Raw genomic sequence first — 15747 nt, 5'->3', positions numbered from 1 at the left:
GTAAACAATAAAAAAACCTTGATTTTTAAGGAAAAAACACTTGACTAAATAGGGAGGAAGAACAATGTCTCAGAATGTTTATGACATTTTAGTGGAACGTGGCTTTATTGAGCAGGCTACCCACGAGGATGAGATCAGAGAATTATTAGGTAAGGAGAAAGTTACCTTTTATATAGGCTTCGATGCAACTGCTGACAGCTTGACTGCCGGCCATTTCTTAACCATTATGGCCATGATGCACATGCAAAGAGCCGGCCACCGTCCTATCGCCTTACTTGGCGGCGGTACTACCATGATTGGTGACCCATCTGGTAAATCCGATATGCGTACCATGATGACAAGAGAAACGATTCAGCACAATGCCGAGCGTTTCCATCAGCAGCTTTCCCGCTTCATCAGCTTTGACAATGACAATGCGATTATCGCAAATAATGCAGACTGGCTGCTGGATTTGAACTATGTAGAATTTTTAAGAGAGGTCGGCGTACACTTCTCCGTAAATAAAATGCTGACTGCCGAGTGCTACAAGCAGCGTATGGAAAAAGGGCTTACCTTCTTCGAATTCAACTACATGCTGATGCAGTCCTACGATTTCTGGAAATTAAACAAGCTCTATGGCTGTACTCTGGAAATGGGCGGTAATGACCAGTGGTCCAATATTCTGGGCGGTGTTGATTTAATCCGCCGTAAGGAAGGAAAGCCAGCTTATGGTCTGACCTTTAAGCTTTTAACTACCAGTGAGGGCATCAAGATGGGCAAGACCATGAAGGGTGCTGTATGGCTTGATCCTGAAAAGACCTCTCCTTACGAGTTCTACCAGTACTGGAGAAATATCGAGGATGTTAAGGTTGAGGAATGCCTTGGACTTCTTACCTTCCTTCCAATGGATGAGGTTCGTCGTTTAGGAGCTTTAGAGGGCTCTGAAATCAATCAGGCAAAGGAAGTATTAGCTTACGAGATTACCAAGATTGTTCATGGTGAGGAAGAGGCGAAAAAAGCACAGGATGCTGCCAGAGCTCTGTTTGGCGGCAGCATGAAAACTGAGGATATGCCTACTACTACTTACCCACAGGCTGATTTTGAAGCTGGTATTGACCTGATTACCCTTTTAGTAGACGCTAAAATGGCCTCCTCCCGTTCTGATGCAAGAAGAAATATTGAGCAGGGCGGTGTTTCTGTAAATGAAGAAAAATGTACTGATTTTGCCCGCAAGTTTACCCCTGCAGATTTTAATGCAGACGGTGCTCTGTTAGTAAAGAAGGGTAAAAAGACCTACCATCTGTTTAAAGCAGAATAAAGGAGGAATCCATATGGCTTGGTGTCCAAAATGCAAAATGGAATATCGCGAGGGAATTACCGTATGTGCAGACTGCGGCACTCCCCTCGTAGAGGAATTTACTGAAAAGGAAGAACAGGTTGCTGTTCTTCTTACAGATAAGGAAGAGCTGGCAAAACGTTTTCATGACTTTTTAGAGTATTCCGGTGTTACAGGTGCCCTGCTTGGCTTTGTCGAAGAATCCAGCCAGTACAGCGTATCGGTTCCTGTTTCCCAGCAAAAGGAAGCCAAACGGCTTTACACTGGCTTTTACCTTGCAGAAACAGAAAAGGAACTGGAGGCTGTAGTAGCGAAAACAGCATCGGCTGATACAGAGTCTGCTTCTGAAGCAGAACCAGAGGAGGAAATATACAATCTCCGAGAATCAGCCTCTGTATATGTAAAAAAAGAGGACAAATACAAGGATCTCTCCTCCACTGCCTGGACTTTTCTTGTAGTTGGTATTGCAGGCCTCATTTTTACCGTACTTAATATTTTTGGTTATTTCTCTATCTTTGGAAATCCGGTTTCCTATACGGCAGCAGCTATTATCTTTTTAGGCTGCCTTTTCGTCAGCGGAAGCTCCTTTAGAAGTGCGAAGGCAGCAAAGGGACAGATTGCAGAGGAAAATCGCTTTACCGAAGAGGTTAAGGAATGGATGGAAAATAATATCCGCGAGACTGATCTTCTTACGGTACAGGATGAGACTGTTTCCGATGAAATTAACTTTTTAAATAAAATAACCTATATCAAAAAAGCGGTTACAGACCAGTTTGGCTCTATGGATGAAGCCTTTCTGGATGAAATAACAGAAGAATTTTATAACAATCATTTTGATAATTAGAATGGAGGAATTGCAATGGCAAAGTCAAAGGTTTATTTTACAAATATGAGGACTTCCTTTAATGAAAATCTTCCTCAAAAGCTGGAACGGCTGATTAAAACTGCCGGTATTGGTAGCATTGATTTTGACAAAAAATACGCTGCCATCAAAATCCACTTTGGAGAACCTGGAAATCTTGCGTTTCTACGTCCTAATTACGCTGCTGTTGTAGCTAAAGTAGTTAAGGAGCTGGGCGGCAAGCCATTCCTGACCGACTGCAACACTCTGTATGTCGGAGGCCGTAAAAATGCCCTTGACCATATTGATGCCGCTTATCAGAACGGCTTCTCTCCTTTTTCCACCGGCTGCCACGTTATTATCGCAGATGGTCTTAAGGGAACCGATGAAGCCTTAGTTCCTGTCGAAGGCGGTGTATATGTAAGAGAAGCCAAGATTGGTCAGGCCATTATGGATGCTGATATTGTAATTTCTTTAAACCACTTTAAAGGACACGAAGCTACCGGCTTTGGCGGTGCCCTAAAGAATCTGGGTATGGGCTGCGGCTCCCGTGCCGGAAAAATGGAAATGCACAGTGCCGGAAAGCCATATGTAGAGCAGGAGCCTTGTATTGGCTGTGGCAGATGTATTAAAATCTGTGCTCATGATGCACCTTCCATTACTGACCGCAAAGCTTCTATTGACCATGATAAATGTGTCGGCTGCGGCAGATGCATCGGTGTCTGTCCTATGGACGCTGTTCAGCCGGCTGGAGACGAATCCAATGATATCCTGAACAAGAAAATTGCAGAATATACCTGGGCCGTTGTTCATGGCCGTCCAAGCTTCCACATCAGTCTGGTAGTTGACGTATCTCCATACTGCGACTGCCATGCAGAAAATGATGTACCTATTGTACCAAATGTCGGAATGTTTGCCTCCTTTGACCCGGTGGCCCTTGACCAGGCCTGTGCCGATGCAGTTAACAAACAGCCGGTTATGGCAGGCAGTATTCTTTCTGAGCGGGAACATATCCATCATGACCATTTTACGGATACTACTCCGGTTACCAACTGGCATGTGGCTATTGAGCATGCAGAAAAGATGGGACTGGGAAGTTCGGAGTATGAGCTTATAGAAATTTAAAGAGTGAATTATAAAAGTGCTGTTATTGTTAGCCCTTAAACTGAAACACTACAATAACAGCACTCTTTCGTCTTATTCTTTCAACATTATCAGATAACTATCTAATCTTGCATTGATATATCCAGCAAACAGCTTTTCCATTGCACCAAGATTATTCTTTACATAATACTCATCAAATGCATTGTAATAAGAAATTCTATCTGTAAATTTAATATCAATCGGCGGATAGCCGGCCTTCATCAACTCCAAATTTACAAGCAACCGTCCTGTCCGTCCATTTCCATCGATGAAAGGATGAATTCCCTCAAATTCAATATGAAATCGTGCAAGCCGTGGAATAATATGCTCTGTACTATTTCTGTATGATTCCAGCAGCTGCTCCATCCTGGGTTGAATCAGATATGGTTGCACCGGTTCATGTTTCGCACCCATAATTCTGACCGGAATCCGTCTGTAAATGCCTCTATCCTCCTTCTTATCTGCTAACACAAGATAATGAATTTGTTTAATAATGCTTTCCGATAAAGGTACCTGCTCTTTTACCAAATCTCTCACAAAATCAAAAGCTTCTTTATGCCCTACCACTTCTATATGATCTTTCAAGGGCTTTTTATCAATGGTCAATCCCCTTAGTACCATATCCGTCTCCCGTAAGGTCAATGTGTTTCCTTCAATCGCATTGGAATTATAGGTATATTCTACAATAAATTCCTCCGTCAGTCGTTCTACCTCTCCTTCTGTCAAAGGGCGTCTGGAATCCAGTTTTATTTTCTTTCTGTCTATAATATCCAACAAGCTTTCCACTGTTTTAAATCGTCCATCCTCTGGCTTTTTTGCATCTGTCGGAATCATCCAGCTTCGTCCTTCCCGGGTAACTCCTGGAATTTTACCTTCCGAGCATAATATGCGTACTCTTCTATCTGAAATGCCCCATTTCTCTGCAGTCTGCTTTACTGTCATATACATAAGTTTACACCTTCTCTCTTCACAAGTAGTATACTCAATTATCGGAATAATATCAATACCATCGGAATAATATTTTTCAGTTAACGGAATAATAAAAAGCCAGAAGATGTGATTATTTGTCTTCTGGCTTTTTATTATTTTTATTTTAATCTATCTTTTTAACAATTATCATTCCATCTCCCAATAAATAGGTCATATCCTTTAAAGCTAACTATGTACTAGGAAATCTTTCCAATTTGTAATCAAAAGAATATCTTCCTCGTAATCATCCAATTCAGCAGTTATCTTCTTAAGTTCATTTTCTTCTACTATCAGTTTATAAATATTGTATCCGATACCTCCAATCGAACCTATTGAACCAATGATACCTGCTATTATGGCCATTGTTATAATAATTGACGTACCACCACTTATAGACGAAGATAAAACACCCAGAACTCCAACAATGAGAGAGGAAACGAGGCCTATACCAGAAGCTGTAAGTTTCTCTATTACACCATTTTCTTCTTTTTCTACATCCTTTTTTAACTTTTCCAGTGCCTCCAATGCATCCTTAAATTTGTAATTTGTAATATTGATTCCTTTCAAAATCTGAGTAATATCTTCTGCCACATTTTCTATTTTTGTTTCTTTAAATTTCTGCAAATTTTCTAATAAATACCCTAAAAGAACAATTTCCTCGTTCGCTATCTGAATAATTTCACTGAAATAATCTGTCAAATCATCAATTTTATTATTAAGGTTATCCTCAGACATATCAGGATCATCAATAATTTTCTGTATTGTTTCAATCGATGTCGATAACTTTCTGTCGATGGAACTTAAACTCCTCAAAGCTTTCTGCGGATTAGATAGTAATTGTCCATAAATATATGTCGTATATTCTGTTGCTGTTGCTTGAATATCCTCATAGTTTTTGCTAATACTATCATATAAATCAGGCTCATGGTTAAAATCTGCCTTTTCCGGTTTATAAAGATCTCTCAAGCTTATCATATAAGCATTCATTAAAGCTACCGCATTAGCATACTGCGTGGAATCATCTTTCAATAAGGCAAATTTTCTTTCTACTCTGTTCAGAACTTCTGAAAAATCAATTACCTTTTCACTCATTTCTTAAAAACCTCCTTTTTCTAAGTCAGCGGTTTACAGGGAAAAGAAAATCTCACTGCATTTCCTTTTCCCAATAACCATATTTTTTACTCAGTGTCCTCTTTTTTCTTCTTCACTACAAAGAGAACGCATAACCCCACTACAATTACCACTACACCGATTACAATAATCCACCAAGGATTCCATGCATCGTCATTTACTTCTGCGCCGGTCTGTGTAGATTCAGCTTCTGTAGACTGACTTTCTGATTCAGGTTCGGTAACCTGCTCAGGTTTATCCATCGGCTCGGTATCAATTACAATGGCATAATCCGAAGCATGGGTAAAGACAAGCTCTGCCGTGCCGTCCGCTGCGATCTCGTCATAACAGATAAACTCCATCTCTCCGGTCTTTTCGTTATGGTAGAACAGGTTTGCATAAAGTCCGGCGTTCTTTGCATCCATGTTGATGGAAAGCACTGCCGTAAAGCCAAACTCGCCATCATAAGCAAGACTTATCTGCGTGCTGTAGCGCTCGCCTGTTACGTTATTGATGATGTCTACCGGAATGGTATTGGTGCCGGTCTTTACGGTAAAGTCGATGTCACTGACCCTGTCAGCCGTAATGCTCTGACCGTTTACGCTCCATGTGATTCCATTACCCATATCAAAGACAATGGTAACATCTTTTCCTTTGATTTCATCCAGTACATCACCCGGAACAACAGATGAACCATTCATTTCTACAACTACTGTATCGCCATCTTGTGTTTTATCCACTTCAGCCTTGATGACCTCCCAGCCTTCCTTGCCTGTCTCATCTTTGATGTACGGCTTTCCGATATCCGGTGTATTTTCTCCTCCCGGTTGATTTTCTCCCGGATTGTTTTCTCCCGGATTATTGTCTGTCGGATTATTATTATTGTTATCCTGCAATTTTGCAATCGCTCTTGTGTAGCTGTGCCCGCAACGGTCACAGGTGTAGGTCATAACACCTTCACTGCTTGTTGTCGGCTCTTTTGTTACTTTGCTTGTATAGTTATGTCCAAGGGCCGGAATTGTCTCTGTATAGCTGTCCCCGCAGGAGCAGGTATAAGTTCTGATGCCGGTATCGGTACAGGTCGGCTCTTTGGTCACAGAATCGGAATAGGAATGCTCATGTTCCTCCTCCGGAAGCTTTGGAATGCTCTCCGTGTAGCTGTGTCCGCAGCGGTCACAGGTGTAGGTTCTGACACCTTCCCTATCAGTTGTCGGTTCTGTTGTTACCTTGCTTGTATAGTTATGTCCAAGGGCAGGGGTTGCTGTTCCCGTCCTTATCTTGACACCACAATCGGTACAATAAGTATCTCCGGTGTAGCCGCCTGCGGTACAGGTTGCCGCTACTGCTCCTCTGATTTCTGTATGGACATGGTTATTTGCATCAAGCGTTCCATATTCTTTACCACATACGGTGCAGACTGCTTTTTTGGTACAGGTAGCTGTTCCACCCTGATGGTCTGCAAGAGGTATGATGCTTCCTGTTGTAAGCAGTTCGCCACAATCCTTGCAGTAAGTGTCCCCGGTATAACCGGCTTCTTTACAGGTAGCCGCCTTTGCATTTCTGACCTCTGTATGCGCATGATCACAGGCTGACCTTGTAATGGTTACGGATATTGTCTCATTCTCATAATTTCCTTTATCCGCTCCATTATAAATTGCAGTTGCGGTTACTGCTGTGCCTACGGTAAGCGCAGTATCCTTATATGCATCCTGCCATACCCAGCCGGTCGGTAAGGTCACGTCACTTGCCTTCTCACAGCTATTTGCCACGTTCATGGTCGATGAAGGCTTATTCGGTGCATTCCCCGCCTTGTTTACAATCAGGGTAATATCTGTTTCTACGGTATTATAGTTATCCACATCAGAAGGGGTAAATACTACCCAATAGTTCATGGTGTTGCTAGCAGAGACACTCGGTTTCATGCTGCTATCTCTCCATGCAAAGCTTCCGGAAACGGTTGCGGTATTTCTTATGCTGTACTGCACGGTGCCGCCGGAAAGCGTCGAAGCACCAAGGGTATCCCCATAAGTAATTGCAGCCGCTATCGGTGCTGTTTTTATATAAGGTGTTGCCTTAGTAACCGTTACTGTAATGGTTCGTGTCACTGTTTCATAGTTTGTACTGTCTGACGGTGTAAATACTGCCACATATCCGGTGTTGTTTACGATTGGAATGATACCGGATGACTGCCAGCTCCATTCACCGCCAAGAGGATTACCATCTACACCGGTAACTGTTCCGCCTGTCAGGTCACTATTCGTAAGGCCTACAGTCGGGTGATAGGTTCTTTCTGCCACGGTTGGCAGGTTAGTTACCTGTGGTGTTGCTTTGTTTACCGTAATGGCAACGGTATCTTTCACGGTTGCATAAGACGCATCATTTGGTTTAAATACCCATGTGGCAGTTGTGGTTCCGGCATCTAATACCGCAGCAGGATTTTCCCATGCAAGGGTTCCTGTTACTTCTTTCGTAGGATTTTCCTGCTCTACAAATTTGGCTGCACTTGTATTTAATGTCAATGTACTCAGCGTCTGACCATAGATCAATGTGTTGCTTCCCGTAATAGCTACCTTGGCATCTTCCTTTTCTGCTACGATATATTTATCCACAATTTGAATATTTACTTTTACAGTAATGTCTTCATAATTTGCAGACGCGGCAGTCACCGTCAGTGTTGTGCTATTACCGATGTTTCCGTTTGTGCCTACCTTATATGTCAGCATTCCATCTGTACTAACTGCTTTATCGGTTACATAAGTGGCTGTATTCTCCGCAAGAGTATATGTCGTCGCACCCCTGTCATTTGGAAGTAAGCTTGCAATATCAATGCTTGCCGCAGCGCCATTTGAGCCGACTGTAGAGACATACTTCTTATCTATATCCGGTACCGAAACAGCTGCTTTCTTTGCAATGTTAAATTCCGCTTGTTTGCTTCCTTCAAAATTACCCTGTCCCGTGACTGTCAGTGTATAGGTTCCGACAGCTGACTTTGTATTACCCGTAACGGTATAGTCACCGGCTCCAAGCGTCATGGTTCCAACGGTTACACTTGCAATGCTCTGCGTCTGCTCCTTGCCATTATAGGTAAGAGCATCCCCCAGTGTAATCACTGCATCTTTCAGATTTGCTTTCCCAATGGGTACCGTCACGCTTCCGACTTCACTGTCCTCATGGTTGGCATCGCCCTGAATCTTATAGAATACGGTATAATTTCCCGGATTCATTGCCGTAGGAATCTCAGTTGTATATGTTTCGGTCTCTGTCAAGCTGTAAACAATCGTACCGTGTGACGTGGTACCGGCTGTCACAAGTTTCTGCGCAGCACCGTTATAGGCAAGATTTGAAGCTGCGCCTACCGGAGTCGTATACGTTGCCAGTGCCTTCTTAACTTCTACCGAAATCTGCACATTAGTATTCTTTACATATTTTTCCGCTGCCTCTCCTGTCGGCGTATAGGTTGCTGTAAAGGTATTTGTGCCAACAGCTCCTACCGAAGTTTCCGGTGCATTCCATGTAAAACCATCCGGCAAAGAAACATTGCTTAATGTATCTCCATACGTTGCAGTCAGACCTATGGGCGCTTCGCATTCAGCTGCCGGCTTTGCTTCCCAGTAAGGATACAGCGTCATATTTGCCGCAGGTGAAATGCTCTCGCTCAGGTCATAAGCCTTTGTACCACCGTCGCTCGTTGCCCAGCCTTTCTGCACATAATCAATATTCTTATAAACCACACCCGGCAGGGTCACCGATTCTTCTGCTTTCACGGTCAGAGCTTCCTGACTTCCGGTACCCTTTGTACCACCATTAAACGTAATGGTGTAAGTCGGAATCGTGAAGCAAGGATAGCCATCGGTGCCGTTGTACCATTTTTTATAAGAATTGCTTGTGGACACATTGGTATTAAGCTGGTCCACCAGTGCCTTTTTACCGTCAACGGTGGTTCCGGCTTGCGCAGACATTACGCCAGCCGATAGCTTCGTCACTTTGGTATAATCATTGGCGCATCCTTCCAGCGCATATACGTTATTGACGGTAGGAGTCGCATTAGGAGCAACTTTGCCCAGTGCGTTTTGGGGCATCTCACTGCCGGTGACAACGACATAACAGTTCTTCACTGTACCTTTATAGATTCCAAGTATTCCGCTCTTAGAGCTTTTGTTGACAGCATAGTCGCCGATTCGGACATAGCAGTTTTCAATATCATTACTGCTCGTATCCGCATCTCCGCACAGACCGCCTGAATATAGTACAGTATTGCTTTTCATCAGAGAAACAGAAACATAGCAATTCCTCATCGTGCCATCGTAGAACTGTCCAACCAAGCCGCCAATTGACCATCCTCTTTTTTCTTCATAGGTTGATGTAATGCTGCCTGTAAAAGAGCAGCCATCTATCGTAATATAACGAGCCCTTTCTGCCAAAGCACCTAAAGCATAACCATTCCACGATATATCACCCTGCAAATGCAGATCCGTTACCTCACCTTTAAGATATTGACTGTTCTTATCAGTTGTCTGATTAACAAACAACGGTGTGGTCATATTGGAAATGGTATGACCATTCCCCTGAATCGTTATAGTGGTCTTACCCGTTAATGTAATACCCTTGAATTGTCCGGTTAATGCGATATCCTGCGTCAGGACAATGGTCTTTTCATTAAGCTGCTTCTTAAAACCCGCCAGTAGTACAAGATCCGCTTCGCTGCTCACCTTCAGCGTATCTCCTGTAACGATATCCTTTAGTACAAAATCCTGCGTCATGCCACTTGTATTGAAAGTAACATTCTCTGTTACTTTGGAATACAGGAGGGTCTGTGCAGACGCGGTAACCTGTGTTCCGCTCGCATACTTATTCTGGAGCATATAAATGGTATATTTTCCATTTGCATCGGTGTAGGCCAAAGTTCCGTCCTCCCCAAAGCGAACCAATGCTTTATCAACGGGGCTGCCATTACCATCCTTCACGGTACCGGTCAAGGTTGTTAAACCGAAGTCATAGGTCTGTTTCGATTCCTGATTTAGGGTAATCGTTCCCAAATTGTATGCGGTATCCGAGCCTGACGGCGTAATGGTCACCTGATAGGTACCCTGAGGCATCGCTTTATAGTACGCTCCGTTTTCACCTGTCGTGCAGCTTCCGGTAAACAAATCACTCGTAAAGGTAAGGGTCGCATTGCTCACGGTAGAGCCGCCCACACGCACGGTTCCTGCCGCGCCGGCAATGGTGCTGTCATCGGTTATCTCTACTGCGTCATCCCGAACGGTCTTATTTGTGTGTCGGAAATGTCGGTAATTGTCTCCGTCGATGATATAATAGTCTGTAACGACGTTCAGCTTCAGGTCATGATAGAAATAAACGGTATCGCCAAAGCACTCCATTTCCATAAATTCTCCGGCTGCTCCTGATTTAAGCTTGATACTGCTGTTGCTCATCCCCGTGATTCGAACTCTTCCGTTATCTCCCTTACAGTATGATGTGCGTAGCAAAATATCATCTTTTCGTTCAGCAATATCCTCCGCATCATCTACACTATTATGAAAACTACCGCCCTGGTACTGTAGTTCAATCGTTCCGTTTATCACCTCACTTTTATATCCGCCTCCGCCTCTGTAATCTGTAAACCGATAACTTCCAATTCCTACCACATCCACTCGACCACCTTTCATGACGACAGTGGCTTGGGCAGCACTGTTATTCCCTAAAAATTTTCCTGCTATCCCCCCCTTTAGATCCAATACTCCCGGTCCCGAAAAGGTCACTTTACTGCCCTGTCCGAGCATAATTGCATTTATATCAAGTGATTTATAATATCTTTTGCTCTGTATATCGTTACTCCCCCGGAAAACAAAGTCTACGCTGACACCCTCTGCAACCTCAAAAATTCCGTGTTTTCCGCTCATAAACATATTTTTGCCATCATCCTCATAGGTCAGACCGGATATGATTTTCACATTATCCAGAATGATAGTGCAGGATTTATTGATTACAAAGCGCATCGTGGTTTCATTGACGTTTTGTCCGGTAAGCGTATATTCACCGCTCTCATTCATTTGATATTCACGCGGAGTCAAATACCCCATCGGCACCTTAGATACGTCAAAGGTGCTTCCCGGCTTCAGCGTATTAATAATCGGTTCATAAGCGTATACAGCCGCCTTATCAGCCGCCTTATGTCCCTCCGGGTCGCCCAGTACCACGGTTAAGTAAAGAACATTGGTGTCGTCGGACAGGGTATAGCCATCGGGCAGCGTGGTTTCAAAGACATACCAGCCCTCATAAGCACCACTCTCCATAGGGTAGTCCTCGCAGACCCATTCCCCAAGGGTTAGTTCCTCACCATCGGCTTGAATAGCGCTTGGCAGCATCTCCACAATATTGTCAAAATAAGCGACATTTTCCGCACTGGCAAAAGGCAGTAAAACGTTTCCGCTATCCGGGTGGATAATCTCCCAGTCATCTACCCATTCCCAGTCGGTGATGAGTTTACTCTCTGCCTGCACAGTTGCTGCTTCCTTTCCACAGATCTCACAGGCGAATGTGCAGGGACTTCCTTCGGAAGCTTCCACATAACCACATTCCTCGTCATGCACATGCTCACACACATGTCCTTCAGCATACCCACACTGGTCATCATGCACATGAGCGCAGCTCTCTCCGTTTTCCCCACATTCTTCTGTATGTACATGGGTACACTCACCAGCTTCCTGATAGCCGCAGCTTTCGTCATGCACATGCTCGCACTCGTGTCCCCGGGCAGGTGCCACGTAACCGCACTCTGCTGTATGCTCTGTGTGATGTTCACACAGTCCGGTATCTGTGCTGCCATTCTCTGCCCTTGCTGTAATCGGAATCATCGTTCCAATCAGGCAGACACTCATAAGAAGGGCAAGCCACCGCTTCCCGCTTCTTTTCAGATGTCCTTTCCTGCATAATTTTTTCATTGCAATCTCCTCCATTCCTGAGGGGCTTTTCGTACAAAGCCCGACATTATGCTTTATGTTTTTTCTCAATCTCTTCACAAAAGCCTCCGGCTTCTGGCTTCTGCCACTGCTGCGGTTTTATTGTTTACGCCCAGCTTTTTGTATGTTTCCTGATTGTAGTATTTCACGCTAGACTTGGTCAATCCAAGCTGCCTTGCGATCTGTTCCACATACATGCCTTCCGCCTGCAGCCTTAAGCAGTTCCAAAAGTGCTGCCCCCTCTTTTGTGAGTATCCGCACAAAGCGGTAATCCTCTGCCTTTTCCTTCCGGCCGGTTGCCAGATATACCCGCACCTTCGTAAGATACCGGTAGCGTTCCATGACGTTAAACTCCTCATCTTCATCCGGGGCTTTTTCAAGCCACTCCATCACTTCTCCCATCCTTCCGGTGTATAAATCCATTCTTGCCTGCATGGCACCGATATTTGGCAGAAGCTTCGGAGCTTCCTTTTCTGCCTTGTTCTGAAAGCTGTCTAACATATCCCTTGCTTCATCCATGTGGTTATTTAAGATAGACAGCTTTGTGAGAATCCCTGCCGCCACAAAGACCAGTTCGGTCTTTCCTCCGGCTTCTGCCTGCATCCTTCCGTTTCCGGCAAGAAGCGCCAATTCATAGTCCTCCCCGCCTTTCTCAAAATAGCTCTCTGCAAGGGCAATGTTTACAAGCCCTTTTCCGTCTAATACATACAAATCATCGATCACGAAAATTATCCGGGCATTTTCTTTTTTTCATATACGGTCTGATGACTGTTTTTGGCAGCCCTCATTCTCTCCCATGCGGCCTGCGGACGCACATAATGATCGTCTTCCTGGCGCAAATATATCAACCTCCTTTTTGCTGATACTGGGTGAAACCCTCAATGTTAATATACATACTTTTCTATATTATACACGATAAGGTTTGAAAAAGTAAACTAGCCAAAGGGATAGACTTTTTTGATTTGAAGATGATTTTTGATATTTTTGTTAAATTTATACATTTTAGAGGCCTTATATCATTTGTTTTCAGCATATGCAATACCGTTTTTATTTCATTTCATCAAGATTAAATAAGATACAGCCGCAATGTCCCACAAAGGTTTGAAAGCAGATCACCTTAAGATTGGTATCTATCTCCGGGCTGAGGTCTTAAACACGTAATCTTTATGTACGTGCACTTCTACATATTTTTTCTTTGCGATTGCATATAATATCGTGCTTTTATCAACTTTCGTTTTCCGTTTGCCCCATGAAATGGGCATGTATTAAGGTTATACTTCTTAAAAAAATTCCATGCTCCCTGCCCACACCTTTGCTGTCTCCGACAGACTTCTCAGGTGTATCTCATAACAGCAGGCCTTCTTTTCCGCATCATAAGAACACACCACATATTCAATCACATGATTTATCAACAGTTCCAGACACTCCGAATCGCATACCTTTCTCAGTGCGATCTTGGTCGCACCCCTGTCCAGATACTGACAGGAAAGAATAAGGATATTCGTTTCTTCTTTCCATACATAGCTTTGCACTAAGCAATCATAAAGCTTATAATTTCTGTTGTCAATTAACATAGTTCCCTTCCTTTTTGTTTATCATTTCCCATGCCTATACTTACTTAGATTTTATAAATTCAAGCGATTCATTTTATTTCTCTTCTGCTCCCTACTGCTAGATAGATAGATTCTGGTGATTTCAAGACTGGAATGTCCCAGTATGTCCGCCAACTCGCCTATATTATTATAGGTATCTATATAGGTCAATGCAAACAAATGTCTGAAGGAATGAGGGTGTGCCTTTTCTAGTGGTACTCCTGTCATATCAGCTATCTTTTGCATCATTCGATAGACACCGTTTCTTGTTATAGGCTTCCCGTTTCTACCAGTGAAGATACAGCCTTTCTTTATATTTTGCTCTTTGCAATACTCCTTCAATTCCTTTACTAATTTATCAGGAATATAGATGTCTCTGGTCTTTCCTTTGTTCCTTATTTTATAACCTCCATCTGCCAGAGCCTGTGTTGTAACCCCTGTCAATTCACTGATTCTGCATCCTGTTAATGCTAATGTCCTCATGATTAAGTAGTGTTTTTTCCTGCCACTTTCCAATGCATAATCCAGCATTTTAGTATATTCTCTTCTCGACAATACATTTTCAAGACACTGTCTTGACTGTACAATCCCCTTGCCCTATGTATTTTAAATAAGCATTGGTAGCTATGATTTTAGAATTGATTGTTGATGGTTTGCTATATTTTTCCAACAGCTCACCTTTGTATTCCAATACAAGTGTCTTGGTTACAGTTTTGTCCCCAATGTATTGTATAAAAGCCGCTGCCTCCCTTAAATAGATTGCAGTCGTGTTGTCTGCTTTCTCTGTGACAGCCAGGTAGTTTCCATATGCTGTAATTTTATCTTCCATTTCTTCCGTCTCCTTCCGACACGGGAAATGACAATCATACCATACACCATAAATCTTACCGTATTGTTATCTGAATCATTCTCAGACCTTTCTGACTGAAGCACAAACACTATTTGCACTTATATGATATCAGGCGTACCCTGAAACCAATTCCAAAATACGCCTGACATTTTGCTATTACAATATAATCCAAATTCTACAAGAATCTCTGTCTGTAAGTACTGTCACTTAATTTTTCATGCTTTTCATTGTAAAACTGGATTAAATCATTTTCTTCTGTTGTATCCGGTGTATCTGATACATAGGCACATCCGGCTTCTTGTCTGGCTTCATTTAGCATTTCATAGAATTTTTCTTCATCTGTAAAATTAAAGAAACCATTTCCGGAACCTTCCGGATAATACTTAGTGACTATTGCCTCAACTTCGTTGTATAGTCTTGCATAATCCCTGTAGATTCTGCAATACGATTTGAATTTTCTTCCACCATTGTATTTGTCGGACGTACCTATTTGTTCAAATTTTTCTTAAAAAATGTCATCCCACCACATTTTTGTGATGAAATGACATTTTTTTGTCCTTTTATACAATTCGTCACAGATTATATTCTTACCGTAGCAGGTAATTCTTCCATATCTGTGACAGCTCATCCTGTTTTTGTGCATAGTGTATCTCGTCCAATGGGAATAACATACATCCACAGTGTCCCGGAAATGTCGGAAAACAGATAATCTTTAACTCAGCATCTATCTCCGGACTGTAAGCCATAATCTCCAGTCGTTCTCCATACAGTGTCGCCTGTTCATAGGTACACTCTGCTATGGCAATGGTGAGTTTTAGTCCAGTCTTGCCGATTGACATCATCTATCCTTACTTATTGATATAAGGTGCATAGAATGCAAGTGCTTCTGCTACACTCACTATGTCAAACACTTCTGTGCCTCCATCATTTAGTTTTGCCCAAGTTACTACACCGACAGCCTGTCTAAG

Annotated in this window: 13 protein-coding genes; 3 read left to right on the top strand and 10 right to left on the bottom strand. The window is 42.9% G+C overall.

The window, feature by feature from the left end:
• Positions 1–64 precede the first annotated feature (64 nt).
• Genes tyrS through ASU35_RS08040 form a run of 3 tightly spaced genes read left to right on the top strand, consistent with a single transcriptional unit; the run spans position 65 to position 3281 of the window.
• Positions 65–1297 (top strand): tyrosine--tRNA ligase, encoded by a 1233-nt coding sequence (gene tyrS, locus ASU35_RS08050; RefSeq protein ID WP_058352517.1) that lies wholly within the window; start codon positions 65–67, stop codon positions 1295–1297.
• A 13-nt stretch (positions 1298–1310) separates the two neighbouring features.
• On the top strand, positions 1311–2159 hold the full coding sequence (locus ASU35_RS08045) for a hypothetical protein (protein ID WP_058352516.1): 849 nt from the start codon (positions 1311–1313) through the stop codon (positions 2157–2159).
• Positions 2160–2174: 15 nt separating this feature from the next.
• Positions 2175–3281 carry a DUF362 domain-containing protein gene (locus tag ASU35_RS08040; RefSeq protein ID WP_058352515.1) on the top strand — a complete coding sequence of 369 codons (1107 nt, stop codon included), beginning with the start codon at positions 2175–2177 and terminating at the stop codon, positions 3279–3281.
• Positions 3282–3353: 72 nt separating this feature from the next.
• Here ASU35_RS08040 and ASU35_RS08035 read toward each other — a convergent pair whose 3' ends face one another.
• The 10 genes from ASU35_RS08035 to ASU35_RS08000 form a co-directional block, all read right to left on the bottom strand.
• On the bottom strand, positions 3354–4247 hold the full coding sequence (locus tag ASU35_RS08035) for a Fic family protein (protein ID WP_058352514.1): 894 nt from the start codon (positions 4245–4247) through the stop codon (positions 3354–3356).
• Positions 4248–4454: 207 nt separating this feature from the next.
• Complete coding sequence (locus tag ASU35_RS08030; RefSeq protein WP_058352513.1) at positions 4455–5360, bottom strand: hypothetical protein; 906 nt, start codon at positions 5358–5360, stop codon at positions 4455–4457.
• Between the two features lie 86 nt (positions 5361–5446).
• Positions 5447–12319 (bottom strand): InlB B-repeat-containing protein, encoded by a 6873-nt coding sequence (locus ASU35_RS08025; protein ID WP_058352512.1) that lies wholly within the window; start codon positions 12317–12319, stop codon positions 5447–5449.
• A gap of 74 nt (positions 12320–12393) precedes the next feature.
• Positions 12394–12534: a helix-turn-helix transcriptional regulator gene (locus tag ASU35_RS20705; protein WP_423229976.1), complete on the bottom strand. Its 141-nt coding sequence runs from the start codon at positions 12532–12534 to the stop codon at positions 12394–12396.
• Positions 12488–13060, bottom strand: a complete 573-nt coding sequence (locus tag ASU35_RS19720; RefSeq protein WP_058352511.1) for a tetratricopeptide repeat protein — start codon at positions 13058–13060, stop codon at positions 12488–12490. The genes ASU35_RS20705 and ASU35_RS19720 overlap by 47 nt, the downstream gene beginning before the upstream one ends.
• A 557-nt stretch (positions 13061–13617) precedes the next feature.
• Positions 13618–13911, bottom strand: coding sequence for a hypothetical protein (locus tag ASU35_RS08015; protein WP_058352510.1), 294 nt, complete (start codon positions 13909–13911; stop codon positions 13618–13620).
• A gap of 51 nt (positions 13912–13962) precedes the next feature.
• Positions 13963–14460, bottom strand: a complete 498-nt coding sequence (locus tag ASU35_RS08010) for a tyrosine-type recombinase/integrase (RefSeq protein WP_058352509.1) — start codon at positions 14458–14460, stop codon at positions 13963–13965.
• A gap of 31 nt (positions 14461–14491) precedes the next feature.
• Positions 14492–14758: a hypothetical protein gene (locus ASU35_RS08005; RefSeq protein ID WP_058352508.1), complete on the bottom strand. Its 267-nt coding sequence runs from the start codon at positions 14756–14758 to the stop codon at positions 14492–14494.
• Between the two features lie 196 nt (positions 14759–14954).
• The gene (locus ASU35_RS19215; protein ID WP_156059384.1) at positions 14955–15098 is read right to left on the bottom strand and encodes a hypothetical protein; all 144 of its coding nucleotides are present in this window, start codon (positions 15096–15098) and stop codon (positions 14955–14957) included.
• Positions 15099–15366: 268 nt separating this feature from the next.
• Positions 15367–15621 carry a hypothetical protein gene (locus ASU35_RS08000; protein WP_147525404.1) on the bottom strand — a complete coding sequence of 85 codons (255 nt, stop codon included), beginning with the start codon at positions 15619–15621 and terminating at the stop codon, positions 15367–15369.
• Positions 15622–15747 lie beyond the last annotated feature (126 nt).

It is taken from the genome of Acetivibrio ethanolgignens (assembly GCF_001461035.1).
GTDB lineage: Bacteria > Bacillota > Clostridia > Lachnospirales > Lachnospiraceae > Velocimicrobium > Velocimicrobium ethanolgignens.
This window is presented reverse-complemented; position numbering and strand designations above follow the sequence as displayed.

Coding starts and splice junctions, on each gene's coding strand:
- tyrS (WP_058352517.1), top strand. CDS start 65: ATGTCTCAGAATGTTTATGACATTTTAGTGGAACGTGGCTTTATTGAG.
- ASU35_RS08045 (WP_058352516.1), top strand. CDS start 1,311: ATGGCTTGGTGTCCAAAATGCAAAATGGAATATCGCGAGGGAATTACC.
- ASU35_RS08040 (WP_058352515.1), top strand. CDS start 2,175: ATGGCAAAGTCAAAGGTTTATTTTACAAATATGAGGACTTCCTTTAAT.
- ASU35_RS08035 (WP_058352514.1), bottom strand. CDS start 4,247: ATGTATATGACAGTAAAGCAGACTGCAGAGAAATGGGGCATTTCAGAT.
- ASU35_RS08030 (WP_058352513.1), bottom strand. CDS start 5,360: ATGAGTGAAAAGGTAATTGATTTTTCAGAAGTTCTGAACAGAGTAGAA.
- ASU35_RS08025 (WP_058352512.1), bottom strand. CDS start 12,319: ATGAAAAAATTATGCAGGAAAGGACATCTGAAAAGAAGCGGGAAGCGG.
- ASU35_RS20705 (WP_423229976.1), bottom strand. CDS start 12,534: ATGTATGTGGAACAGATCGCAAGGCAGCTTGGATTGACCAAGTCTAGC.
- ASU35_RS08015 (WP_058352510.1), bottom strand. CDS start 13,911: ATGTTAATTGACAACAGAAATTATAAGCTTTATGATTGCTTAGTGCAA.
- ASU35_RS08010 (WP_058352509.1), bottom strand. CDS start 14,460: ATGCTGGATTATGCATTGGAAAGTGGCAGGAAAAAACACTACTTAATC.
- ASU35_RS08005 (WP_058352508.1), bottom strand. CDS start 14,758: ATGGAAGATAAAATTACAGCATATGGAAACTACCTGGCTGTCACAGAG.
- ASU35_RS19215 (WP_156059384.1), bottom strand. CDS start 15,098: ATGCTAAATGAAGCCAGACAAGAAGCCGGATGTGCCTATGTATCAGAT.
- ASU35_RS08000 (WP_147525404.1), bottom strand. CDS start 15,621: ATGATGTCAATCGGCAAGACTGGACTAAAACTCACCATTGCCATAGCA.